At 58.1% G+C, this 22,339-nt stretch carries 19 protein-coding genes; 7 read left to right on the plus strand and 12 right to left on the minus strand.

What is annotated here, in order from left to right; all coding sequences use genetic code 11:
- From U4Y88_RS35410 to U4Y88_RS35420, 3 genes are all read left to right on the plus strand, one after another.
- Positions 1-721, plus strand: a 721-nt coding sequence (locus U4Y88_RS35410; RefSeq protein ID WP_321789520.1) for a catalase, incomplete at its 5' end; no start/stop codon positions are given.
- Between the two features lie 79 nt (positions 722-800).
- Positions 801-2,165: an FAD-dependent oxidoreductase gene (locus U4Y88_RS35415; protein ID WP_321789522.1), complete on the plus strand. Its 1,365-nt coding sequence runs from the start codon at positions 801-803 to the stop codon at positions 2,163-2,165.
- A 278-nt stretch (positions 2,166-2,443) separates the two neighbouring features.
- A complete protein-coding gene (locus U4Y88_RS35420; protein ID WP_321789524.1) occupies positions 2,444-3,577 on the plus strand; it encodes an L-dopachrome tautomerase-related protein in 1,134 nt (377 codons plus the stop codon).
- 252 nt (positions 3,578-3,829) lie between these two features.
- On the opposite strand, the gene U4Y88_RS35425 is transcribed toward U4Y88_RS35420, so the two are convergent.
- The 8 genes from U4Y88_RS35425 to U4Y88_RS35460 all read right to left on the minus strand — a co-directional run bounded on the left by U4Y88_RS35425 (position 3,830) and on the right by U4Y88_RS35460 (position 11,578).
- The gene (locus U4Y88_RS35425) at positions 3,830-5,521 is read right to left on the minus strand and encodes an FAD-dependent oxidoreductase (protein WP_321789530.1); all 1,692 of its coding nucleotides are present in this window, start codon (positions 5,519-5,521) and stop codon (positions 3,830-3,832) included.
- Positions 5,522-5,690: 169 nt separating this feature from the next.
- The gene (locus U4Y88_RS35430) at positions 5,691-6,698 is read right to left on the minus strand and encodes a zinc-binding alcohol dehydrogenase family protein (protein WP_321789532.1); all 1,008 of its coding nucleotides are present in this window, start codon (positions 6,696-6,698) and stop codon (positions 5,691-5,693) included.
- A gap of 38 nt (positions 6,699-6,736) precedes the next feature.
- On the minus strand, positions 6,737-7,591 hold the full coding sequence (locus U4Y88_RS35435) for an alpha/beta hydrolase (RefSeq protein ID WP_321789534.1): 855 nt from the start codon (positions 7,589-7,591) through the stop codon (positions 6,737-6,739).
- A 40-nt stretch (positions 7,592-7,631) separates the two neighbouring features.
- Positions 7,632-8,351 (minus strand): hypothetical protein, encoded by a 720-nt coding sequence (locus U4Y88_RS35440; RefSeq protein WP_321789536.1) that lies wholly within the window; start codon positions 8,349-8,351, stop codon positions 7,632-7,634.
- A 10-nt stretch (positions 8,352-8,361) separates the two neighbouring features.
- Complete coding sequence (locus U4Y88_RS35445; protein ID WP_321789538.1) at positions 8,362-9,393, minus strand: alcohol dehydrogenase; 1,032 nt, start codon at positions 9,391-9,393, stop codon at positions 8,362-8,364.
- Positions 9,390-10,121: a hypothetical protein gene (locus U4Y88_RS35450; RefSeq protein WP_321789540.1), complete on the minus strand. Its 732-nt coding sequence runs from the start codon at positions 10,119-10,121 to the stop codon at positions 9,390-9,392. The genes U4Y88_RS35445 and U4Y88_RS35450 overlap by 4 nt, the downstream gene beginning before the upstream one ends.
- 104 nt (positions 10,122-10,225) lie before the next feature.
- Positions 10,226-11,080, minus strand: coding sequence for an alpha/beta hydrolase (locus U4Y88_RS35455; protein WP_321789542.1), 855 nt, complete (start codon positions 11,078-11,080; stop codon positions 10,226-10,228).
- A 36-nt stretch (positions 11,081-11,116) separates the two neighbouring features.
- The gene (locus tag U4Y88_RS35460; RefSeq protein ID WP_321789544.1) at positions 11,117-11,578 is read right to left on the minus strand and encodes an SDR family NAD(P)-dependent oxidoreductase; all 462 of its coding nucleotides are present in this window, start codon (positions 11,576-11,578) and stop codon (positions 11,117-11,119) included.
- A 116-nt stretch (positions 11,579-11,694) separates the two neighbouring features.
- On the opposite strand from U4Y88_RS35460, the gene U4Y88_RS35465 reads away from it, so the two are divergent.
- The 3 genes from U4Y88_RS35465 (at position 11,695) to U4Y88_RS35475 (ending at position 16,960) form a co-directional block, all read left to right on the plus strand.
- Positions 11,695-12,660 (plus strand): GlxA family transcriptional regulator, encoded by a 966-nt coding sequence (locus U4Y88_RS35465; RefSeq protein ID WP_321789546.1) that lies wholly within the window; start codon positions 11,695-11,697, stop codon positions 12,658-12,660.
- A gap of 1,187 nt (positions 12,661-13,847) precedes the next feature.
- Entirely contained in the window at positions 13,848-14,678 is an 831-nt protein-coding gene (locus tag U4Y88_RS35470) for a tyrosine-protein phosphatase (RefSeq protein WP_321789548.1), read from the plus strand.
- A gap of 740 nt (positions 14,679-15,418) precedes the next feature.
- Positions 15,419-16,960: a type VI lipase adapter Tla3 domain-containing protein gene (locus U4Y88_RS35475; protein ID WP_321789550.1), complete on the plus strand. Its 1,542-nt coding sequence runs from the start codon at positions 15,419-15,421 to the stop codon at positions 16,958-16,960.
- A 943-nt stretch (positions 16,961-17,903) separates the two neighbouring features.
- Here the strand turns inward: U4Y88_RS35475 and U4Y88_RS35480 are convergent.
- The 4 genes from U4Y88_RS35480 to U4Y88_RS35495 all read right to left on the minus strand — a co-directional run bounded on the left by U4Y88_RS35480 (position 17,904) and on the right by U4Y88_RS35495 (position 21,335).
- Positions 17,904-18,350: a TIGR02594 family protein gene (locus U4Y88_RS35480; RefSeq protein WP_415774542.1), complete on the minus strand. Its 447-nt coding sequence runs from the start codon at positions 18,348-18,350 to the stop codon at positions 17,904-17,906.
- Positions 18,351-18,747: 397 nt separating this feature from the next.
- Positions 18,748-19,116, minus strand: coding sequence for a DUF1493 family protein (locus tag U4Y88_RS35485; RefSeq protein WP_321789553.1), 369 nt, complete (start codon positions 19,114-19,116; stop codon positions 18,748-18,750).
- A 1-nt stretch (position 19,117) separates the two neighbouring features.
- The gene (locus U4Y88_RS35490; RefSeq protein ID WP_321789555.1) at positions 19,118-19,549 is read right to left on the minus strand and encodes an STM2901 family protein; all 432 of its coding nucleotides are present in this window, start codon (positions 19,547-19,549) and stop codon (positions 19,118-19,120) included.
- Positions 19,550-20,255: 706 nt separating this feature from the next.
- Positions 20,256-21,335: a zinc-binding alcohol dehydrogenase family protein gene (locus tag U4Y88_RS35495; RefSeq protein ID WP_321789557.1), complete on the minus strand. Its 1,080-nt coding sequence runs from the start codon at positions 21,333-21,335 to the stop codon at positions 20,256-20,258.
- A gap of 115 nt (positions 21,336-21,450) precedes the next feature.
- On the opposite strand from U4Y88_RS35495, the gene U4Y88_RS35500 reads away from it, so the two are divergent.
- A complete protein-coding gene (locus tag U4Y88_RS35500; protein WP_321789559.1) occupies positions 21,451-22,224 on the plus strand; it encodes a helix-turn-helix transcriptional regulator in 774 nt (257 codons plus the stop codon).
- Positions 22,225-22,339 lie beyond the last annotated feature (115 nt).

Consider the following 22,339-nt stretch of genomic DNA (forward strand, 5'->3'; position numbering starts at 1 on the left):
ATCGGCGCAGCGCGATCTGTACAACGAGATCGAGAAGGGCAATTTCCCGAAGTGGCATTTCCGCGTTCAGGTGATGCCGGAAGCCGATGCCGCGAAGGTGCCGTACAACCCGTTCGACATCACGAAGGTGTGGCCGCACAAGGATTACCCGCTGATCGACGTGGGCACGATCGAGCTGAACCGCAATCCCGAGAACTATTTCGCCGACGTGGAGCAGGCCGCGTTCACGCCGGCGAACGTGGTGCCGGGCATCAGCTTCTCGCCCGACCGTCTGTTGCAGGGCCGCCTGTTCTCGTACGGCGACACGCAGCGTTACCGTCTCGGCGTGAACCATCACCAGATTCCCGTGAACGCGCCGCGTTGCCCGTTCCACGCGTATCACCGTGACGGCGCGATGCGCACCGACGGCAACCTCGGCGGCAACGTGAATTACGAGCCGAACCGTTTCGGCGACTTCGCGCAGCGTCCGGGCGCAGGCGAGCCGCCGCTCGCGGCCGGTGAGGTCGATCACTACGATCATCGCGAGGATGGCGATTACTACAGCCAGCCGGGCGCGTTGTTCCGCCTGTTCGACGCTGGTCAGCGCGAGCGTCTCTTCGGCAATATTGCGCGTGCGATGAGCGGTGTTCCACAAGACATCGTTGATCGAGTGGTGAAGCTGTTTGACCAGATTGATCCGGCTTATGGCGCCGGTGTACGGAGCGCGCTGACGGGCGACTGACACTCGGCCCATTCCAGGTAGATAGCACGAGCGTCCTATCAGCGGCGCATTGCTCACGCTCTTCATTGAGGAACTGTAGATGCCTGATATCAAACATTTCGAATACTTATTTCTCGGCGGCGGCAAGGGTGGCAAGTCGCTGGCGATGGACCTGGCTCGTAAAGGCAAGCGCGTCGCGCTCATTGAACGGGGAATGATCGGAGGGTCATGCATCAACGTCGCGTGCATTCCGAGTAAGACGCTGATCCAGAACGCACGGAATATGCAGGTCTGGCGCTCAATGTCGGCCGATCCGGAACTGCGTGCGGACATGACGCATGTGCATGCGAGCATCCGCACTGTTGTGGACGGCATGGTCGGCATCAATCGTCGCGCGTTTGAACAGTCAGGGCTCGAGCTTGTACTCGGAACAGGCCGGTTCGTCGCACCGCGACGAATTCTCGTTCGCCTGAATGACGGCACCGAACAACTTTTCTCTGGCGACGAGGTATATATCAACACGGGAACCGTCGCGATGATTCCGGACATTCCGGGATTGCGCGACTCCCGGCCAATGACCCATGTCGAGGCACTCAACCTCGAAAGTCTGCCGGAGCATCTCATCGTGCTCGGTGGCGGCTATATCGGGCTGGAAATGGCTCAGGCATTTCGTCGTCTCGGCAGCCAGGTTTCGCTAGTTCACAATATGCCGCGCGTCGCAATGCGTGAGGACGAGGACGTTAGCCTCGAGATTCAGAGCGCATTCGAGGCGGAGGGGATCCGCCTGTTGCTGGCCACGACAATTACCCGCGTCGACGGGATTTCCGGCAAGAGGGTCACTGTCGAGTTCAAAGATGGCAGTTCAATCGAAGGTAGCCATCTCCTCGTCGCGGCCGGTCGACAACCGGTAACCACCGACCTCGGGCTGGATCTCGCTGGCGTAGATCTGGACGAGCGCGGCTACATTAAGGTCGACGATAAGCTTGCGACGACCGCCGAGAACACGTGGGCGATTGGCGAGGTGGCTGGATCGCCCATGTTCACTCACGCTTCATTTGATGACTTTCGCGTACTTAAGGCCGGGATTGAAGGGGGCTCGTCTAGCACGGCGTCACGTGTCGTGCCTTATGCTCTTTTCACGGAGCCGGAACTCGGCCGTGTGGGCATCAACGAATCCGAAGCCAAAGCGCGCGGAATCGCTGCACGGGTGGCGCGATTGCCGATGATGGCGGTGCCACGTGCGCGCACCAATGGCACGACACGTGGATTCATGAAGGCACTCGTGGCCCCCGACTCTGGACGCATCCTTGGCTTTACGATGGTTGGCTCGGGGGCAGGTGAAGTCACGTCGGTGGTCCAGATGGCCATGCTCGGAGATCTGCCATACACCGCAATACGTGACGCGATTATCGCGCACCCTCTGCTTGCGGAAGGGCTAAATCTACTCTTCGCGACGCTTGACTGAGTTCGTCGGAGCGAATATCCCAAGGACTGACGTGCTGTCGGGTTGTACATCTGAGCCGAGAGTGTGTTGAGACTGGTGTCGTGTGTCTTCTTCTCAAACACGTGGGTATCGAGCGCTCTCTGGAGTACGTTGACGTTGAGGGATTTTCAAGGTTTCTTTGATTCTGAATACCGTCGTGGATGATTTTTCGTTGATCACCCGGTACAGCAGAGTTCTTTAACCGGTGCTTTGGCTTGATTGCGTATACAGCCTATTGAACGGGGAAAAAGGAGAGTCAAATGTGGAATAGAAAACGACTGGCGCTTGCGGTCGTCGCGGCGATAGCCGGATTTGCTGCACGAGTAGCAATTGCGGAAGATGAATCGACGGGGGCCCACAAGGAAGCTTCAGCGGTGCAGCTTTTCAGCATTCGTTCCAGTGAGAAAATGCCGTGGAATGCAGTGGTTGTCGACTCACGGAGTCGGGTCATCGTGAGCTCACCCCGCTGGACGGGAAGCGTGGGGCCGGCAGTTGCCATTGCAGGAGAACACGGCGAATTGACGCCGTTTCCGGATGCGTCATGGAACGACTGGAATCCGGGCTCGGATGCATCCAGACGTTTCGTCAGCGTCAATGCGATCCACGCCGACACAAGTGGCGACTTGTGGATCGTCGATACCGGTTCGCCGGATTTTGGTGGGAGTCCGATCGAGAACGGCGCCAAGATCGTACGAATCGATCCACGCACAGACGCGATCATACGAGTCTACATACTGCCTAAAGGTGCGCTCCGCCCACACACCTACGTTGACGATATCCGGATCAATGGTACGCATGCTTATCTCACGGATGCCGGTGAGGGGGCGTTGCTTGTGCTGAACCTCGAAGACGGAGCGGTACGCCGGCACTTCGACAGCGCGGCGTTCACCCATGCCAGACCGGATGACAAGATCGTTGTCAACGGCAAGGTGCTTGCAGGTGCAGATGGAAAGCCATTGAAGGTTAACGCTGATCCACTAGAACTAAGTCCCGATGGCAGAGTGCTGTACTTTGGACCACTTTCGGGGCCGATGTCCCAGATCGAGACCAGATATCTCGATGATGAGTCCCTGAGTGAAGGGACACTCGCGGAACACGTGACGTCATGGTTCGCCGATATGCCACCGGTCGGCGGCACTGCAATGGACGCAGACGGCAGTCTCTATTACACGCCGCTTGCCGACAATTCACTAATGCGCAGAGCACCCGACGGAACAGTTTCAACGGTGATCCGGGATAATCGGTTGCGCTGGGTCGACGCGCCTTTTATTGACGGGCACGGCAACATATTCCTCCCTGTCCCGCAAATCGATGGTGCACCGGCCTTTAACCACGGAAAGTCCACAATGAATATGCCTATCGAGCTTTATCGCCTTCGTCTGCCTCATGCTTGAAGTTGAGGGGGCACGGCGTGTTCCCATAGTAGAGACTGTCTGCGATGGTGTGACTGCCGTGTGCGCTTTGTTGGAGAGCTGTGGATTAAATATGCCGCGAGCCCGATAAGACATGAAAGTAGGCTCATCGGGCCGTTGACTAGTTTCATCGCTCTCGCGACGTTTGCGGGTCGAAAACGCGTCGGCAGTCACGAACAAGTCTGGCGCCAAATAATCCTCGTTTCGACGCTGCAGAGAGTAGCAGTGTGCTTGTCAGAGCGATGGGGTCTGACGTTCGAGATATTGATGAATCTGCGCGACCACGGAAGCCCCATCGCCAACGGCCGCTGCTACGCGCTTCGCGGAACCACGACGCGCGTCGCCTGCGCAAAATATGCCGCTAACGCTGGTTTCGTGCTCAGAGGAACCGGTGGAGGCCGATGTCCCCGTCAAAACGAAACCACCAGGGTCGACAGCTACACCGCATCCACTGAGCCATTCGGTGTTTGGGTGGGCGCCGATGAAAAGAAACACATGTCCTATCTCACGCGTCGTCCGCCCGGATTCATCGAGAATTTCCACAGTTTCGAGATTTGCGGACCCGTGAAGGGCAGTGATGGTGGCGTTGTAGTGAACCTCAATGTTTTTGAGCGTAGCGATGCGTTCAATCAGATACTGGGACATGCTGGCATTCAGGTTTCGCCCGCGAACAAGCATGACTACGCGCCGCGCATGTGAGGCAAGATAGACAGCTGCTTGACCGGCCGAATTACCTCCGCCGACGAGGATGACGTCCTGTCCAGTACACATCTTTGCCTCAACTGGAGACACCCAATAATATGCGCCTCGCCCTTCGAAGCGTGCGAGCCCATCGATATCCGGTTTGCGATAAGCAGCGCCAGATGCGATGACCACGCTGCGCGTTCTGATGGCTGTCTTGTTTGCGAGCTGCAACTGAAACGGCGACGAAGCGCAATCGAGCGATGTAACCGCTAAAGGGATCGCGAAGCGGGCACCGAATTTTTGGGCCTGAACGAAAGCTCGTGCCGTAAGTGCGTGCCCCGAAATGCCTGTCGGAAATCCGAAGAAGTTTTCGATGCGCGCGCTTGCGCCGGCCTGTCCGCCGGGCGCTTGTGGGTCAAGCACAACTACCCGAAGTCCTTCGGATGCGGCATAAACGGCGGTTGCCAGTCCAGCGGGCCCGGCGCCGACTATAGCGACGTCGAAAACTTCATCTGTTCCGAACTCGGGCAGCCAACCCAGGGCTTCCGCAAGTTGTGCTTCTGTTGGGGCGTGGAGAATGACGCCATCCGGGCTGAGAACGATTGGGTATTCCGCGCGATGATGCGAGCACTTCTGAAGGAACTGCGATACATCCCCATCCACGTCGGAATTGACTACCGTGTGGGGAATGTTATTGCGAGAGAGAAAGCCCTGCAGCGCGTTTAGTTTCTGCGTCGGTGCATCAGTTAAAAGAACGATACCGCTGCCACTTTCGATGAGGCCTACGCGTCTTAGGATCAGAGCGCGCATGATACGTTCGCCGAGTTCCGCCTCGGCAATGAGTAGCGAGCGTAGCTCCGCGGGCCGCAGGTGTACGGCGCTAACCTCTCCGATTGCGTGACCATCCACGAGACACCGACTCCCGGAAAGCTGTCCGGCTTCACCGACGAAATTGCCGGGCCCCTGTTCGTTGATGACAATCGCGCGATCGAAGGCATCCCGGCGCGTCACCCGAATCTCGCCGGTGAGTACGACGTACATGCCGAATCCCGGATCGCCAATCTTGAACATGAGCGAGCCGTCTGGCCATACCCGGACTTCCCCGAACCGCGCGATGCGGGACACTTCGTCGTCGGAGAGCTTCGGATACATCTGCTCTCGACGTGACGAACTGACGGAGCGTTGTGTCGCTGGAGCGGGCAGTTCGCCGGAACGATCATCGAAATCGCTCGGTGGTTGCATTGATAATCCTGACTCGTAGAGGAAATCGTTGGTTAGTCGACACGGAAGCCGCGGCTGGCATGTGGTGATGGTTCGGTACCACTCGCGAGCCGCGATCCGCATTTAGAACTGGTGCGAAACAGCGACGTGATCGGAACCGGGCTGGACGAAGGAATTTATTTCCGTTCCGTCAAAAGCCTTCCAGAACGATCTTGCCGACCGCCTTGTTGCTCTCTATCTGCGCGTGCGCCTTTCGAAGATTGGTCGCGTTGATGATTCCGATATGTTCCCCGAGCGTCGACTTAAGCGTTCCTTCGTCAATTAGAGCGGCAACGCGATCAAGCAGGAGATGCTGCTTGTCCATGTCAGCGGTCCGGTACATCGACCTGGTGAACATGAACTCCCAGTGAAGCGAGATCGACTTGCGCTTGAGCGGCATCGCATCAAGCGTAGAGGGATCATCGATCAGCGCGAGTTGGCCCTGCGGCTTAAGCAGATCCACTATCTGCTCGTAATATGTGTCCGTATGCGTCAGGCTGATGACGTGATCGACTTGCTTGATCCCGAACTCTTCCAGCTGCGCACGCAGTGGCTTCGTGTGATCGATGACATGCTTGGCTCCGAGTTCACGTACCCAGGCCTGTGAGGCTGCTCTCGATGCCGTACCAATCACAGTGACTTTGGTCAACTTGCTCGCCAGCTGCACGAGGATCGAGCCTACGCCGCCACCTGCGCCGATGACGAGCAGGCTTTCACCCTGTCCGCCGCGCTCTGCAACCTTGATGCGCTCGAACAGCAATTCCCAAGCCGTAATGGCTGTCAGGGGCAACGCAGCTGCTTGCGCAGCAGAAATGCTGGTGGGGCGACGCGCAGCGATGCGTTCATCCACGAGCCCAAATTCTGCATAGCTTCCCGGACGTGTGATGTCGCCGGCATACCAGACCGCATCGCCAGGTTTGAAACCTTTGACCTCAGCCCCGACCGATTCGACGGTCCCCGCTGCATCCCATCCGAGAATGCGCGCGCCGGGTGGCTGAACACCCTGGCGCAGTTTGCTGTCGACCGGGTTTACGGAGATTGCTTCGATCTTTACGAGAAGGTCGCGGGGACCCGGTTCCGGCTTTGGCAAATCCACTTCGTACAGCGCCTGCGGATCATCGATAGGCAGGCCTGCCTGCGTGTAGACGACGGCTTTCATATAGCATTCCTTGATGATTGAGGTGGGACAAACAAGCTTTATTCGCCGCGCAGGAATTCACGTACGTGCGCGGTATAGGTCGATGCGTATTGGAACAGGGCGCCGTGGCCTGCGTTGGGATACACAATGAGCGTTGCGTTCGGCAAATCTCTTACGAGAACAAAGCTGTTTTGCGTTGGGATCATGATGTCGTTGTCGCCATTGGTGACAAGTACCGGATGGCCGATCTTCGCCAGCTTCCCACTGACATCGCCCTTCCAGTTTGCCCACGCGATCATGGCCTGTAGTTGTGTTCCCGCTACTTCTGGGCCTGCCGGTACGTCGCGCTCTGCGCTGCGGGTGCCAAGGCGACTGACAAAGGCGGACGCCGCCGCCTTACCGTCTGCCGTAGAGGGGAAAAACAGACGCTTGAGCTTCTCACTCATCGGCATTTCGCTGTCGGTGTAGATCGCGACAAGTTCTGGCCGATCCATGCCTGCCCCCTCGCCGCCTTGGGGGGCGGTCCCCGAAAGAATGATGCGCGACACGCGGCCCGGCATCTCGATTGCGATCTCCTGCGCCAGGAAGCCACCTAGCGAGAAGCCGAGGATGTGGAGCTTGGACACCCCTATCGCATCAATGAACTTCATTGCGTGTGCGGCCATTTCGGCAATCGTTGCTGGGACAGTTCCAGTAGAACGGCCAACCCCTGCGTTTTCGAAGAGGATGATTTCTCGATCCTCGGCAAGCGCGTCGACGATTTCTGGATCCCAGTTGTCAAGCGTGCCGGTGAAGTGTTGCAGACAGAGCAGCGGCAGGCCGCCGTTGCTGTTGCCGAAACGGCGCATGGCGTAACGGACACCAGACACTTCGACGAATTGAGTTTCGACGCCGGATGAGCGATTGGTATTCACGGGTATTCCTCCGGGGCACACGCTGCGCCCCGTCAATTTTTTAGGTGAGGCTGATATTGCTCAGGTCGATCGATACAACCAGTGGCTCTGGGAGCGAGGAGCCGTCCGGCAGCCTAGGGAAGATGCGCCGCTTGGTCGGGATGCGAATTCCAGAAATCGTGATGTAGTCGCTTACGTAGTGCGCGCCGGGAGTGTTCCCTGCAATTTCCACGTCATAGTCGAGACGTCGAACAAGGTGGTCAGCGTTAACATAGATTGTCTGGACTTTGCTGAATACCTCTAGCGAATCGGGGTAGCGCACGACCACCTTGCGCCAGACTTCATCCCGCTCCTTCCACTCTCCAGCGTCTTCACATTCGACGCCGGGCCATGCAAGGACGAATGGCGTGTTCAGATACGTCCACATAGCGCATCCCGCAAAAAATGCGAGCTGCAGTGAATTCCAGGGGGTCTCAAGCGTGTGGCCGGCAAAGGACGAGCGTGGCTTGTCGGTTGTTTCGACGACGTTCTGCGATTCGTCGAGCAGCGAAATCGTATCGCCCGTGAATTCCGTGCGTGCCGCGAGCGTGCCGAACGGCGCGTGCGATGCCCACTGGCGATCGGTCGCTACGGTGACTGTCGTCTGATCGAGTATTCCACCTTGACCTTTTAGTCCCCACAACGCACCGCCTTGCGTGAGGTCGGCACGGATTTTCGTGAATTTGCGCCATTGCGTGAGTCCGCCATGGGCATCGATGATTGTTTGCGTGAGAGAATTCATGCGAGGCTCCTCAGTGTGTGGGGTTCATTACAAGGACCGCGCGGAAGCGAACATCACCGCGCATCATGCGGTCATAGGCTGATTGCGCCTGGTCCAGCGGAAATGTCTCGATCATCGGACGGATGTTCCGCTGTTGCGCGAACGCAAGCGTTTGCTCGTTATCTGCGACGGTGCCGGTCAGTGCGCCAACTACCGAGCGGCCACCGAACACGAGATCTATGGCGTTCACCGTAATGGGTTCGCTGGCGATCGCAACGACGACGAGCTTCCCGCGAGGCGAGAGCCCAGGCACCATCTCCGACATGCCGGGACCAGTCGGCGCGGTAGCGAGGACGACCTTTGCGCCGCCGAGGCTACGCAGAACCTCAGCGACGTTTTCGGCCTTGGCGTCAATGTACCGATGTGCGCCAAGGTCGCGCGCCAGCGGTGCCTTGTCAGCACCACGCGCAATCGCGACGGTGTAGAAGCCCATACTGTTGGCAAACTGAACCGCAAGATGGCCGAGGCCACCAAGGCCATGGACAGCAACGACGTCTCCTGGTCGCGCGCCTGCGTTTCGAAGCGCGTTGAAGGTAGTCAGACCTGCGCAGAGCAGCGGTGCGGCTTCTGCGGCGTCCAGGTCGTCAGGCACGCGAACGAGTCCGCGCGCCTCGGCGATCATGATTTCAGCGTAGCCGCCGTCGACGGTCATACCGGTGATGACCGGCTTCTCGCAATTTACGATGTCGCCTTGTCGGCACGATGGACACGTCCGATCTTCGCCGGCAAGGAAGCCGACTCCGACTCGTTGGCCGAGCGCCCAACCCTCAACACCTTCGCCGAGTGCTTCGATGCGTCCTACGACCTCATGGCCGGGTACGAGTGCGCTGTCGCTTTCGGCTCGTTCACGTTCAATTGTGGCGCTGTCGGAGTGGCATACCCCGCAGGCCTCGATACGAATGCGGACTTGTCCGTAGCGAGGTTCAGGAACGGGGCGCTCCACGAATTCGAGTTTTCCCGAACCCACTGCGATGGCCGCACGGTAAGTGACTGGTTGGATCATTTGGGTTCGCACTCGAAACGGAAGTCAGAAAGATCAACACCGACGATCAACGGCTCCGGCAGGGTGACGTTGTCCGGGGTGCGAGGGTAAATGCGCAGACGCGTCGGCATCCGGATGCCTTGGACCGTGACGTAATCGCTCAGATAACGCGCGGCGGCATTGCGCCCCTGGATATCGACTTCGTAGTCGTGGCGGCGGAGAAGCCCATCTGCATCGAAGTAAAGCGTCTGGACGGCGCTGTGCGTTGCGATGCTCGGTGCGAATTCGACCCGGAGGCGTCGCCACGGCAGGCCATCGACAAGCCAGGGATCAATCTCCTGCGCTGCCACGCCTGGGTGTCGCAATAGGAATGGAGACGTCAGATAGGTCCACATGGTGTAACCCGCGAAATACGCGAGCTGCGCATTAGACCAGGGCGTTTCCATCTCGTATCCTTCGAATGACGCCCGCGGATGATTGAGGGTCTCCACGATCGAGTCGTCAGCTCGGCGAATCTCGACCAGCGACGGGGTATAGATCGAATGATCTGAGGATGGCGCGAACGGCTCGTGTGACACTCGTTGTTCGTGAAGATCGACGGTGACACGTGAGTGCGTCAACACGTTGTCGCACTGTTTGAGTTTCCAGAGCGCGCCGGTGTGATGAAGCTTCGCAGACACGCGGCGAAAGCTACGAAATCGCTCAAGACCGCCTGCAGCCTCGATAGCTTTATCGATGAGATTATCCATTAGTAATCCATATTTGATATCCGAAGGGTTTTTTGTCACTATTCAGATATCGTCCCATGGGGGCTGTCTAAACCGTACGCCGCGTCGGCGGAGGGCGTTGGCGACTAAGCTAAAAATGCCGCGATATGGGCTGCACATGCCTGAGGAAACTGGAGTTGAGGTCCGTGTCCCGACTGTGGAAATGTGACAAGGTGAAGACTGGGTAACTGGCCGTTCAAGGTATACCAGTTCTCAATTGGAAATACGATGTCGTGATCTCCGCCAACGTGCAGAATTGGAATCGAAGTGGCGCGCAGCGCTTGCAGGACCGGTGGTGCAGGGAAAGCAGGATTTCGCGGGCCTTCACCGAGTTGATCCGCGGCCCAGCTATAGGGCACTTCAGGACTGACGTCGGACGTGCGGGAGCTGAGACGTCGTGAAGCCCTCTCTGCAGCTGCGCGGCTCTCCGCTGAAGTAGGTTCGAAGAAAAGGCTGACGAAATCTTCGAAATCGTTCTCGCGCTTTGCCAGCGTGTAGAACAGGGGCTCACCTGTTTTCACCAGCGGTCCGGGTGGTGTAGTCGCGATAAGCACCGCGTCACTCACAATTTGCGGAGCTTGCGCCAACACAATTTGTGCAGCCATGCCACCGATAGACCAGCCACCGATGACTACGCGACCAAGCTCCAGTGCACCGATCAATTCGATGGCGTCTCGCGCCAGTGCGGCGGGGCTGTAGGTGCGCTCGCCGGTGGACTGTCCGAGTCCACTGTAGTCAAAAGTGACGACTTCGAACCCCTTTGCGGCGAGACTGTCGAGGAACAGAGGATCCCAGGAATCCATCGTGCCCCTGAAGCGGACGCACAGTACGATGGGCTTACCGCTACCAAAACGTCGATACGCGAGGCGTCGGTTCGGTAGGTCGGCGAAGCGAGTTACCGCGCTGAGAGAAGGGGAATCAACATCAGGAGTTGTGCTCATCCGTATTCACCTGGTTAGTCAATCGATTCTGCGGAGCTAAAACGGGAAGGGGCCGCCATTCATTCCACCGGTGCTGGTCACAACGACGGCTGAACGGTAGAGGTTGGCCGAGCTACCACTCGACGCGAATTTCCTTACTGCTGCGCAGGACACTTCGCACTCAAGTTCCGCGGACTGGATCAACGAGTCGGCCTGCGCAGCAGAAAATGCGTTCTCTACGCCTTCGTCTGTGACACTGACGACCAGAACGACGCTGGCGTCCTGATCGATCTTTTCGACGATCGACGCGACATCGGAGGGAGAGCGTCGATCTGCGGCTACGACCTCAACTGCGCGTCGGGTCTGCGTGGTCAACTCTTCCGCGAGTGCGTTCAGACTCGCGCGATCGCGATCGATCAGAATGAGATCGTGCCCGTTGGCTGCAAGGTAATCCGCATAGGCTGCACCAATAACAGACAATGCGCCGCTTACCACTGCAGTTCCGCGTGAAGTCGTCATTCTTATTTCCTCGTTGGAAGACCTATCGACGCTAGGAGCCTATGATCCAGGGGAATCACACATTTCTCCAACGACATTTATAATCAGGTTTTCGGTCATGGCCCGCGGTGACAGTGATGCATCGAATTGGTTATTTTTTGACTGATGGATTCCAGGTTATGGCCATCGGAACACAAACTGTTTTCGAAATTGCCAACGTAGTGGCGCGAGAACAGATTTATAGCGTCACAAATTATTCACTTGCAGGTGGGGAAACCAAGGCATCACTTGGTGTATCCGTGAATACCCAGCCAGTTGACTCTACTGCGGTGGCGGACACGTGGATGGTCAGTGGAATCGTCAATCCGATAGGGCGAACCACTGCTCCTGAGGAGCTCCGATTCGTCATCGAAGCGTCTGAGCGGTCGCGGCGCACGGCGGGACTTTGCACCGGTGGATTTGTCCTTGGAGAAGCTGGTCTTCTCGACGGGCGGCGCGCGACGACGCATTGGGCGTTTGCGGCGGCGATGCAGGAGCGCTGGCCAAAGGCGGAAGTGGAGGCAGACCGGATCTTCATCGTCGATGGCCCGATATGGACCTCAGCTGGGCTGACCGCGGCGATGGATCTTGCTCTAGGGATGGTGGAGAAGGACCAGGGGCCCGATTTTGCCAATTCGGTCGCACGTGCGCTTGTCATGCACCATCGTCGATCCGGTGGCCAGTCGCAGCATTCCGAAATGCTGGCGCTTGCACCAAAATCGGACAGGATTCAGTTAGCCCTTGAGTATGCGCGGGTGAATCTGTCAAAGCCTTTGCGTGTCGATGATCTCGCAAAGGCCGCGCACTTGAGTCCTCGCCAGTTTGGACGTATTTTCCTCGCTGAGACTGGTGAGTCGCCGGCTAAAGCCATCGAGCGCCTTCGCCTGGAGGCAGCGCGGAACATGATTGAGCGAGGTCGGCATCCGCTCGAGACCATTGCCCGTGAGACGGGGTTTCGCGACAGGCGCCATTTGCGGGAAGTTTTTGTTCGTGGGTTTGGAGTATCCCCGCAGTCATTGAGGCGGGATGCCCGAAGCGATGAGCCGTCTGAGGTTGCAGAATAAATGGCTAACGATCTACTTGCTTTTGGCGAAAATCGGAATGCCGATCAAAATCGTAACGACTCTGTTCAAAGAGTTACTTTTCCTGCCCTAACTCAGTAACAGAAATCCCGCGGACAGGTGTTGGCAGCAGGATGATTTTATTCGAAGAACTGCATGGGTGGGCAACACCTGATTTCTCTACTCGGCTTCTTGGTTTTATCGCCAAAGCTCGGCATAAGTACTCCGTGTCATAGCGCGCCGTGAACGTCAGTTGCGCTTTGCTGCGAATTGCGACCCATCGACTAGCGCGAGATGGACAGGTCTCGGCTCGAGCCGCCAGCGATCCGCAGCTAGGTCCGGTGAGCCGAGCATCGGGGAGGCGTGACTTGCCGTCATGTCTGTGGCAGTTCTTCGACACGCGCGCGTGGGCGTTGTTGTGCAGCGCGGTTTCCCGCAGATCTGAAGTCGTCGCTGAATCCGGAGTCAAAACGCAAGCGCGGTTCATTGGCTACATCTATCGGTAGGTCTACTCCACGCGGCTCGCGGCGCGGACTGTCGAGAAAACGCTACTGCGCTAGATACTGAGACTGTCGCAGACGCGTTTGAGATGAATCGAGTCATTTGTTTTGACTTGGACGAAAGGCCGCTTTGTCGTGAAACACGGCCTTTCGAATCGGCAGTCCAGATGGCAGCTCATGGCCGGCTACCGACTCATGCGTAGCGCAGGAACGCGCCGCGGCGGCGGACCGGCTCAGTGCGACCCTTTCCAGACGCCCACCGTAGAGATCTCCGAATGTCGGATTCGGGGCACTCGGTGATCGTTCGCAATCGGCGGCGATGGGCCATTTCGAGACCGAGCCAGCCACGAGTCAGATCGTCCGAATTCGCAGGCGCGTCCCGCAGGGCTACTCCGCGCGTTATAGTCTGCCGACTCCTCTTGTGCGTCAGGACGCTCATGAGACGCCCGCCTATCGGATGCCCGGCTCAGCTAGCATCGGTATTAAACGTCCGATGGCGCAGAATCACAAAACAATGGCGTCCATTCAGAAAAGCATATCGCGGGCTTGCTTTATTGTGCAGTTTCCACGGGCCATCCCGCTTCGCACGTCAATCGCGCGAGCTCAGGTATGCATTGGATTCGCCCTCTCTTCTTCCTGTCGCAGAACCGCACGAGTGCGGGTGACGACAAACGAAACCGGAAACAACATATGTCCAGCGAGATCTCTTCGCTTCTGTCTGGCGCCGCCTCTGCAGAGGTCTTTCAGTCAGGTCAGGGATTCGAAACCGCAAACACCAGCCCACGACTGCCGTTCGAGAACATTCACAATCTGCGCGACCTAGGTGGCCTGCGTAGCCGCGACGGCAGACGCGTGCGCTCGGGTCGGCTCTTCCGCAGCGGCAATCCGGGTATGGCAAGCGCCGCCGACATCGCGCGGCTGAGAACGCTTGGCCTCGACGCTGTGATCGATTTTCGTTCGCCAGAAGAAAAGTCTCCTGAGGAAAGCGGATTCGCCGAAGCATTCAAGTGGATGGCACTGCCGGTGCTGGAAGGCAGCATGAACATGAACGAACTGGTGCCGCGGCTGCGAAGCGCGACACGGCAGGAAATGGACGACTTCGTGCTGCAGCTGTATCGCGATTTCCCAATCAAGCACCAGTCTGCTTTTGGCAGTTTCATGAAAGAGGCGGAAGCGGGCCGCACGTTGCTCTACCACTGCAGCACTGGCAAAGACAGGGCCGGTTTTGCCACTTTCCTGCTGCTGTCAGCACTTGACGTGGATGCCGAGGCGATTCTGGCCAACTACCTGGAGTCGAACCACTGGAACCGGCGACTCGTCCAGGGGCTGCTGGGACGCGTCGAATCCCTCGGTATTTCGCCCGACGTGGCAATGCCATTACTGGAGGTCCGCTCAGGTTATCTTCAAACGTCACTACGGACTATCGAGCAGGAATGGGGCAGCACCGCGCAATTCCTGAGCGAGGTGCTGGGCATCGACGTGCAGCGGGTGCGCGAGCACTACCTTGAGCAAGCTGACTGACCCAAATCAGCGAGACGTTCGACGATTCTGACAAACGAGCTGAGTCGATCTTCGAACGTCAGTTCCCGCCGCGAAGTGCAATAGCCTGAATTGGCTCGGCAGTTACACGAGAGCATGATCCGCATTCAAAGGGCCGCTGATTGATGTGGAGCGGCCAGTGGAATGGTCGTGTGATGGAAATGGCGAATGACGGCTCCTGGCCGAGCAGCGCCCCCGGGCAAGCACGACAACTGTCTCGGGCGCGGTCGTCTATGCAATCGGCATAGATCGACCCATAGCGGTCCTGCAGATCGTTCATGGGAATGTCCGCCTACTGCGGAAAAGCCATCGTTTGTTTGCGCAGCGATTGTTTCCCGATTGCCAATTTTGGCCGAACGCATGTCGATGCTATTTGCATGAAATGCGCGTTTGCTGAGGTACCTTTTCGCACACTGACGACCCGGGCAGTTTGTCGCCCACAGCAGGTAGCTCATCCCGTCGAGGACGTACGTCGTCGGCCCGTATAGAATCTTCTGGAATTCACCGCGCACGTCGAGATCCAGTGTCTCGTACGAGGGCGGCGCCGCGGCGGCAACTTTTAACGCGAGCGCCCCATGCTCGAGGGTGCGAAAAACGCGGTACTCGACTCACTGATGGTTAATCGGCACCGAGCAGTTGCCCCAAGCATCGCAGAACGCGCGTACGAGACGCTCCGCTTCGAAGTCGGGGTTGACTGGCTCTGGCTGTTGATCATATAGGTGATGGCAACCAAGAACCTTTTTGAACTAGACCGCTCTCCCATGCTCCAACGTTTGCTCCCGTTCTTTGTTCAGGTCGTGTTGGTAGCAGCAGGCACGCTCGCCTTCGCTGGCTTCGCTGTCTTCGCACGGTCAAGTAACGCCGCGGAGAAAAATGCAGGTAGTGGAGTTATCGCCGCTGGCGTTGCTTTATCTGCCGATGCGCCTCAGTCAGACGCAAACCCTCAGTTCAGTCTTGAAATTCGCCGGGTAGGAGTGACGGTAGACCGCTTCCGGCAACGGGCTTTGCTCATGCGACTCGACGAGGTTGGCCCCAAGGGCGCCGTGCTCTTGGCGGACCCCAAGGAGTACGAGTGGTCTCACAGCACACGGTGGGACCAGTTCACCACCCGTACCAATAACATCGTGAGTTATACGATCCTTGACTGGGTTCAATATTGGCCTATTCCGACGGTACTTGTTGGACCGCCAAGCGATTTGTCCAGATCAAACGCGGTACAGTTGGGCGCATTCCTTGGTGACGCCGACAACGGGTCCGGTGTGGGGAACAGCTTCTACATTCGGGTAAGTGATCTCAACACGGCTGACGGCTCTGAAGTTGTCGGGAAGCTGTTCAAGCTGTTTGACGAGCATCCCGATCTCCCGGCGGTGTTTGTCATGGCATTGGATGGTTCAAGCACACGCGGATTTGCCAAAACTCCCGGTAGCCCGTTGCCCGAGTTCAATAAGGACGGAAACTTCGTGCCCACCCAGCCTGACGCCATCGTTGGTCTGATAGTCACACGCAAGGACCGTATTGATCAGAAGATCCGGCCATATGCGACCGAGACATCAGGCACCATCGATAAAAGCAAAACGCGGTATGACGTTGTAAAGCTGTCCAATTTTTACTGGCGGGAGCAGCGTGCCTACCCGAGTCCCTCAAGTGGCGTCTACGACCCAACCAATGAATATTGGCAGTCGAAGTTGCCTGATTTTTATAAGACTGAATCCCTCAATTTGCCAAAGGGATTCAAACCCAATCCATGGGTGCCAATCCCCTGGACGACGTGGCAGCTCAAGGAATTCGATCAGTGGCCAGTACTCGGCTATCTGCACCGCCCTGTGACGGTAGACCTCTCGGACGGGCACGGCGCTCCGGCGAAAAAGGCCGACAAGATCGAGAAGCTGCGCACTGGCTGGGAGCAGGCCCTGGCAACGTTGCCGCAAGGCACGCAACCGGAGCGGATGTTCTACGACACAGGAGCTTCGACGGCAAACCTTGCTTTGCTTGTGCAGTCATTGCATGACAACAAGCAGAATATTGATCTAGACGATCCGGCCGACGCGTTCGACATGCAACATCGCATCGGCGCCGACACTGGCGTCAGCTCGACGTTTGTGCAGATTGCCCTTGCTACCATGATCGGCTATGGCGATGGCAAGACGAATGCACTTGTGAATCTGCGCGACCCCGGGCATGCGACGATTACGATGTTGACGCCGCCGGACGAAGCCTCGCGCAAGGCGAATCCGCAGGTTTTCAGTTGGAGCGTTCCGCAATAGCAGAGGGTCGAGGTGCCAAGGGGGAGGTAATCGTTGTTGGAAACGCACACGGCCACGGCGGCTAAGGTGTCGCCGGGCTGCTATAGCGCCGAGCCTAGTCGCTCCACCACCCAGGCGTGGGGAGCTTCTTGGTATAAGGCGAGCACTGCTCGCGAAGAAGTCGCATGCCCTTGTAGTCCAACGTAACGACCGAAACGGCGGGGTCGGTTGGCCATTTCGCGAACGCGTAATCTGCTTCGTACTCTTTGCCTTCTATGCACGCGATATAGGGCTCAGCCACGAACCCCACAGCCGTGGTCACCCAGATGCGCGCTTCTCCATGTCGATCGAGGGTGCCATCGAAGGCAGTCGAATGATACTGATTGCAGGCGGCCCCAGACCATCCGAATAACGGGATGCACGGCGTCTGCCATGTCGTCTGGTAGACCGTGACATCTGCCCCAGAGAGAGGGTGACCCTCTCCCGCGACTACCCTTAGGGTAAGGTGCCGGGGGAAGACCCAAGGCCCCGCGTGTTCCCACATCAGGAAAAAGAGCGCCATGGGGATGGCAACGAAGAGCCAACGTCTTTTGAGCTTCATACGCATCTACTCGTCGATTCCGCGCCCGTTCAAAGCCGCATTGACCACCGCAGACAGCACACGATGCGCTGCCTCCAAGGTCACCGTGTTGGATGCCTTGCCGCTCTTAGCATGCTTCCGTGCGTGCGCTACCCACTTGCTGATCCTCATTGCAGCAACACCATGTCAGTTTAGGAAAGCCGGCGCCATCAGTCTGATTTGACGCGGCGTGGCCGTGGTTTGGGCTGCATTGTCGGCGATTCAGATCTCATTGTCGAACGGCCGCTTCTGGCCGACCCGTGCCGTATCCGGTCGGCAAAGGTCGCCCCAAAAGGGGCAAGGCGGCCGCCCAAAACCGGGTCTTCATCAACGTCGCTGGAACCGTCAGGACGGCTCTGGCCACCTGTAGCCGAGGACCGATTCGACCGGATAAGCTAGCTCGCGAACTTCATCCAACTGGTTTCCGCCGAGGAGATAAACAAACTTTTCGTCGTGGCGAAGGTAGAAGCCTACGTGTCCCTTCCAACTTGTCGGATCGTCGCGCGTTAGCACAGTAACGCAACCGTAGATCGGGTTCTCCAGAGCGACGCCCCAATCGAGCCATGACCGAGCCAAGGCTGATCGCGTCCCGCGAACCCCGGCACCTGCCAGGCACCAGTTAATAAATGAGGAACACCAGGAGATCTTGTCGTCGTAGCCAATCAGATTTGTTTGGTTGTTGTATTCGACTATCCGGGGATTGGTTTCGCCAACCGGAAAACGTCTGACACCACATTCTGCAATCGCTACCGGCATCCAGACAGGTTCGGCGTCACTATCTCTGATATCCATGGTCATTCGCGTTGGCGGGATTCTCAAGTTGTCGAGGGGATTGTCACCGATTCGAGCGGCTTGGTCGACAGTCTGATTCTGGCCGGGTGCCGTCCGATGCAAATCGCAAATCGCCTGCCTCGTGCGCAGACGCCTTTGGCAGGCAGCACACGCCGCCCGAGCAGACCTTCGCGAAGTCGGAAAGCCGACGTTAATTTTCTGACTGATCTACGCCCCGCCTGTTGATCTGCAAGCGCAGAAAGCCGCGATGAAAGCACGAAAGAAACTCAAAGCTGCGTAGCGGTTCCACGGCAGAACCATGCTTTCTTGCGAAACCCCATAAAAACACCGGTTTCAGGGGGTTTAGGCAATGCCGCGAAGGGAATCTAGCAGCGGCATATCGCGGTTGTGCGTGCAGTCAATTGCGCGGGTTGGTCGCTTCGATTTCCTCGGTATCCCATCGCCCGCGCCGCATTGCCTCAGCCAGCATGCCCAGCGTGATCGGCACTAGCGGGGCATCGCGGAATTTCTTGGAGAACAATCCAGCGACTGCCCGCACGACATCCAGCGAGTCCGGGCCGAAATACCTGGCGTACGGGAAGCCCCCCGGAGCCTCAATCTTGAATTTTTCCGCCCATGCATCGATAAACTCAACAGCGTCCACGCCGGTAAGCCGTAGGTCTTCTTCGATGCGCGATTCTGGCGTTAGCTCAAGGCGGCCAAAAAGCGGGCGGCCCAGTTCTTCGCGGGCGAAAGCCTCAAGATCTTCCCAAGTCTGATCCGTCATTTCAAAGAATCCGATCCTCTGGCTTCACCATTCGGTTGTACGTGAAGAGCGTGTTACGCATGATCAAAAACGCATCAGCGCCAAGCATTACTGTTCCGACAACCGGAATGGTGCGACCAACGAATGCACCAAGGCTGCGAGTCATGGCGATGCGAAGTCCGCCCGCACCAGCCTTTACGATGGTCGGCAACCGAACGGCCACACGGAACGGCAGGAATTTGCGTGCGGCCATTGAGACAACCGATGTACCGGCAACCGCCCCAGCGAGTTTGCCGCCAACAGGCACATCATTTTGACCCAAGAGGATTGCCGCCGCCGCGGCTAGATCGTCCAGGCCCAATTCCTCACGAGTTTTATCGACCGCGATGTAAAAAAACAGTTCACCAGCGCTGATACCTCGGTGTATGCCGTATGAATATGCGTTCGTGCTCATTGGTCTGCGTGGCGAATATCTGAGATATTACGGGATTCAGTCGCAGGTACTTTACCGTATTCCAATGACGATCTCAAAAGCCCGGGAGCTATCGCTATAGTTCCGCGAAAGAACTACCGATGTTCTACCGAAAGGCGGTAAAACCAGATATGTAGGCTCGTCCGTAAGTCACATGGGGGGATTTACCAGCGGTTTCCAAGCCGCGCAGATCAACATGCGGTGGCCTCAACCGATTTGCGCGAAGAACTCCCGGTGCATGATCCCCAAGATGGTCGCATACATTAGTTTCAGTGCGTCGCTGTCCTTCTGGCTTGCCGCTCATCTTTCACCGTTGACAGGAACTCGGTTGCGCCGATTGTTAGCGATCTAGACGACGCCTTCGACTGACCGCTTCTGGCCGCGTACCGCCCGACAACCAAGCGCGGCGGTCGCCGCAGGCGCACCCTGTCATGCAAAAGGCATAAGGCGACCCGAAGCGGTCGGCCGACTTTCTTAAAAGCGGCCGTTCCACACAACTTTGCACGTGGCCATTGTCGGTAGCCGCCCTCCATTCCCGCTCTGCCTTAGGCTTTTGCATCAAAAATTTGCACAGCAAGATCTCGTGAAGCCTATTCCGGTCAGATCGTTCAGGCGTGATCGGACGTGGCATTGTCTGAAAGGAGCCGGCGCGCTGGCATCGCCTGAGCGAAGCGCTAGAAAACGGCGTTTATGGCTGGACGACCGTCATCCTGAATGGACCGCCATTCGCCGCGGCATGACTGATGGCCGCGTTAACGTCGTCGAGTTTAAAGGACGTCACGTCGAAGAGTGCGAGATCGAGCAGACCGCCGCGGATTAGGCCGGTCATAAGCGTGACCGCTTCAGGCGGATACATCCATTTGCCCCGCACGGTGATATCGTTGCGCATGATCCACGGATAAGGCAAATCGAGTCCGTCGCCGCCGAGCATGCCGACACCGCCCATTAACACAATACGTCCATAGGGCCGCACGGCCATCATCGCCGCGCGCACCGTCCTCGTAGTCGCAGATGGCGGCAGCAGATCCATTACGCAGTCGATAGGGGCTCCGGCAGCTGCACGCATCCGTTCCCTATCGTCGTCCTCGTTGCCGGTTAGCTTCACGGTACGGATGCGTTCGCCGAAGCGCCTTTGCAGATCGGCGAGCACGAGTTCATTGCGGCCTGGCGCGACCACGCAGCGCACACCCATTGCGAGGGCTACGGCTATGCACGCGCTGCCGAAGTTGCCGGTTGCGCCGCTCACAAGCAATGTCTCGCCAGCCTGCAGATTCGACGCAAGCAGCCCGCCGTACGGAACCAGCATTGTGTTGAGTGCGCACCATTTCGAGGCATCGGCGGGACCGATTTCACCGATGCGAATGGCGTTCTCTGTTGGCACGCGCATTTGGGCGGCGAATGGGCCGTGGCGGAAATGGCGCGCGAGCCGCAGGCCTCCTTCGCCGCCTGCACTCCAGCCCTGCAATGTAATGTCGGGCGTGAGCGCGTCATCGCGTGAACGGACGGTCGGATCGCAGAAAACCCAGTCGCCTGTTTTGAGATGTGTGGCGTCGGGGCCGAACGCACGCACGCGCCCGATTGCCCCGCAGCCCGGCACGATCGGCAATTCGATCGCGTAGCGGCGCTCGCCTGTGAACACTTCCCGCGCATACGACAGTACTGGCGCGGCAACGACGTCGACGATCACTTCGCCGGTGCCCAACGAAGGATCTGCTACATCTTCAATCGCAAGTGGCTCGCCGAGTGTCTTCAAAATCGCTGCTTTCATTTGAGTTTCCTTTGATGATGATCGGAAGAGGCCATTCTGGCAGGCGTAGAATCGGCAACAAGGCCTGGTACTATCCTGGGATTGCTGCGTACCTGCTTGTGGAGGAGGGGCGGTCATGACAACAGCGAGCCGAAGCGAATTTGGCGACTTTCTGCGCTCACGGCGCGAGAAGCTAAGCCCCGAATCGGTAGGACTTAACAACGGGCGGCGGCGTCGCACCCCCGGTTTGCGTCGCGAGGAAGTTGCAGAACTCGCGGGCATCGGCGTGGACTGGTATGTGCGGCTCGAGCAGGGCCGCACGGTGAGTCCGTCCGATACCACGCTCGAGGCGCTGGCTCGCGCGCTGCGGCTCGGCAAAGTCGAGGCGGCGCATCTGCGCGCACTGGCACGCGGCGGCGATCGGCAGCCCTTCACTCGCGAGAGCGTGCCGGAACCCATCGCGAATCTGATCGCGACACTTGCGCTTCCCGCGTATGTCACCGGCAGGCGCTGGGATTTGCTGGCCTGGAATGCGGCGGCGGCCGATCTTCTTGGCTTCGAGCGTCTTGCGGAAGCGGATCGCAACATTCTGGCGTTCATGTTCATCGAACCGGATTCGCGACCGCTATTCGGCGGGAACTGGACCAGTGAGGCGCGCCGCATGATTGCCTTGTTTCGCGCAACGCACGATCTGTATGCCGACGATCCGGCGTTTGTCGAACTGGTCGAGCGCTTGCGCGCGCACAGCGCCGAATTCGCAAAATGGTGGAACGCGCACGATATTCGTGCCGGCATGGCCGGGCAGAAGGTCCTGATCCATCCAGAGCACGGCGCGCAACGCTACGACTACGCGACGTTTCAGGCGAACGACGACCCCGCGTTGAAACTCGCGATCTACACGCCAGCGTGAATCAAAACTCTTGCGCGCGGCGCGTCAGCATGGAGAGTCAAGCCGGTTATCGCATAGGCTCGACCCACGGACGACAATGGGACGGGTCAATCGACCCGCATGTGTTTTGTCGCTG

This window comes from Paraburkholderia sp. J94, assembly GCF_905220285.1.
Taxonomy (GTDB): domain Bacteria; phylum Pseudomonadota; class Gammaproteobacteria; order Burkholderiales; family Burkholderiaceae; genus Paraburkholderia; species Paraburkholderia tropica_A.

What these genes read in the sequence shown, in the direction of transcription:
- U4Y88_RS35490 (WP_321789555.1), bottom strand. Translation starts at nt 19,549, where the DNA reads ATGAGCACGAACGCATATTCATACGGCATACACCGAGGTATCAGCGCT.
- U4Y88_RS35440 (WP_321789536.1), bottom strand. Translation starts at nt 8,351, where the DNA reads ATGAATTCTCTCACGCAAACAATCATCGATGCCCATGGCGGACTCACG.
- U4Y88_RS35420 (WP_321789524.1), top strand. Translation starts at nt 2,444, where the DNA reads ATGTGGAATAGAAAACGACTGGCGCTTGCGGTCGTCGCGGCGATAGCC.
- U4Y88_RS35415 (WP_321789522.1), top strand. Translation starts at nt 801, where the DNA reads ATGCCTGATATCAAACATTTCGAATACTTATTTCTCGGCGGCGGCAAG.
- U4Y88_RS35500 (WP_321789559.1), top strand. Translation starts at nt 21,451, where the DNA reads ATGACAACAGCGAGCCGAAGCGAATTTGGCGACTTTCTGCGCTCACGG.
- U4Y88_RS35480 (WP_415774542.1), bottom strand. Translation starts at nt 18,350, where the DNA reads ATGGATATCAGAGATAGTGACGCCGAACCTGTCTGGATGCCGGTAGCG.
- U4Y88_RS35430 (WP_321789532.1), bottom strand. Translation starts at nt 6,698, where the DNA reads ATGAAAGCCGTCGTCTACACGCAGGCAGGCCTGCCTATCGATGATCCG.
- U4Y88_RS35450 (WP_321789540.1), bottom strand. Translation starts at nt 10,121, where the DNA reads ATGGATAATCTCATCGATAAAGCTATCGAGGCTGCAGGCGGTCTTGAG.
- U4Y88_RS35460 (WP_321789544.1), bottom strand. Translation starts at nt 11,578, where the DNA reads ATGACGACTTCACGCGGAACTGCAGTGGTAAGCGGCGCATTGTCTGTT.
- U4Y88_RS35470 (WP_321789548.1), top strand. Translation starts at nt 13,848, where the DNA reads ATGTCCAGCGAGATCTCTTCGCTTCTGTCTGGCGCCGCCTCTGCAGAG.
- U4Y88_RS35455 (WP_321789542.1), bottom strand. Translation starts at nt 11,080, where the DNA reads ATGAGCACAACTCCTGATGTTGATTCCCCTTCTCTCAGCGCGGTAACT.
- U4Y88_RS35495 (WP_321789557.1), bottom strand. Translation starts at nt 21,335, where the DNA reads ATGAAAGCAGCGATTTTGAAGACACTCGGCGAGCCACTTGCGATTGAA.
- U4Y88_RS35485 (WP_321789553.1), bottom strand. Translation starts at nt 19,116, where the DNA reads ATGACGGATCAGACTTGGGAAGATCTTGAGGCTTTCGCCCGCGAAGAA.
- U4Y88_RS35475 (WP_321789550.1), top strand. Translation starts at nt 15,419, where the DNA reads ATGGCAACCAAGAACCTTTTTGAACTAGACCGCTCTCCCATGCTCCAA.
- U4Y88_RS35445 (WP_321789538.1), bottom strand. Translation starts at nt 9,393, where the DNA reads ATGATCCAACCAGTCACTTACCGTGCGGCCATCGCAGTGGGTTCGGGA.
- U4Y88_RS35465 (WP_321789546.1), top strand. Translation starts at nt 11,695, where the DNA reads ATGCATCGAATTGGTTATTTTTTGACTGATGGATTCCAGGTTATGGCC.
- U4Y88_RS35425 (WP_321789530.1), bottom strand. Translation starts at nt 5,521, where the DNA reads ATGCAACCACCGAGCGATTTCGATGATCGTTCCGGCGAACTGCCCGCT.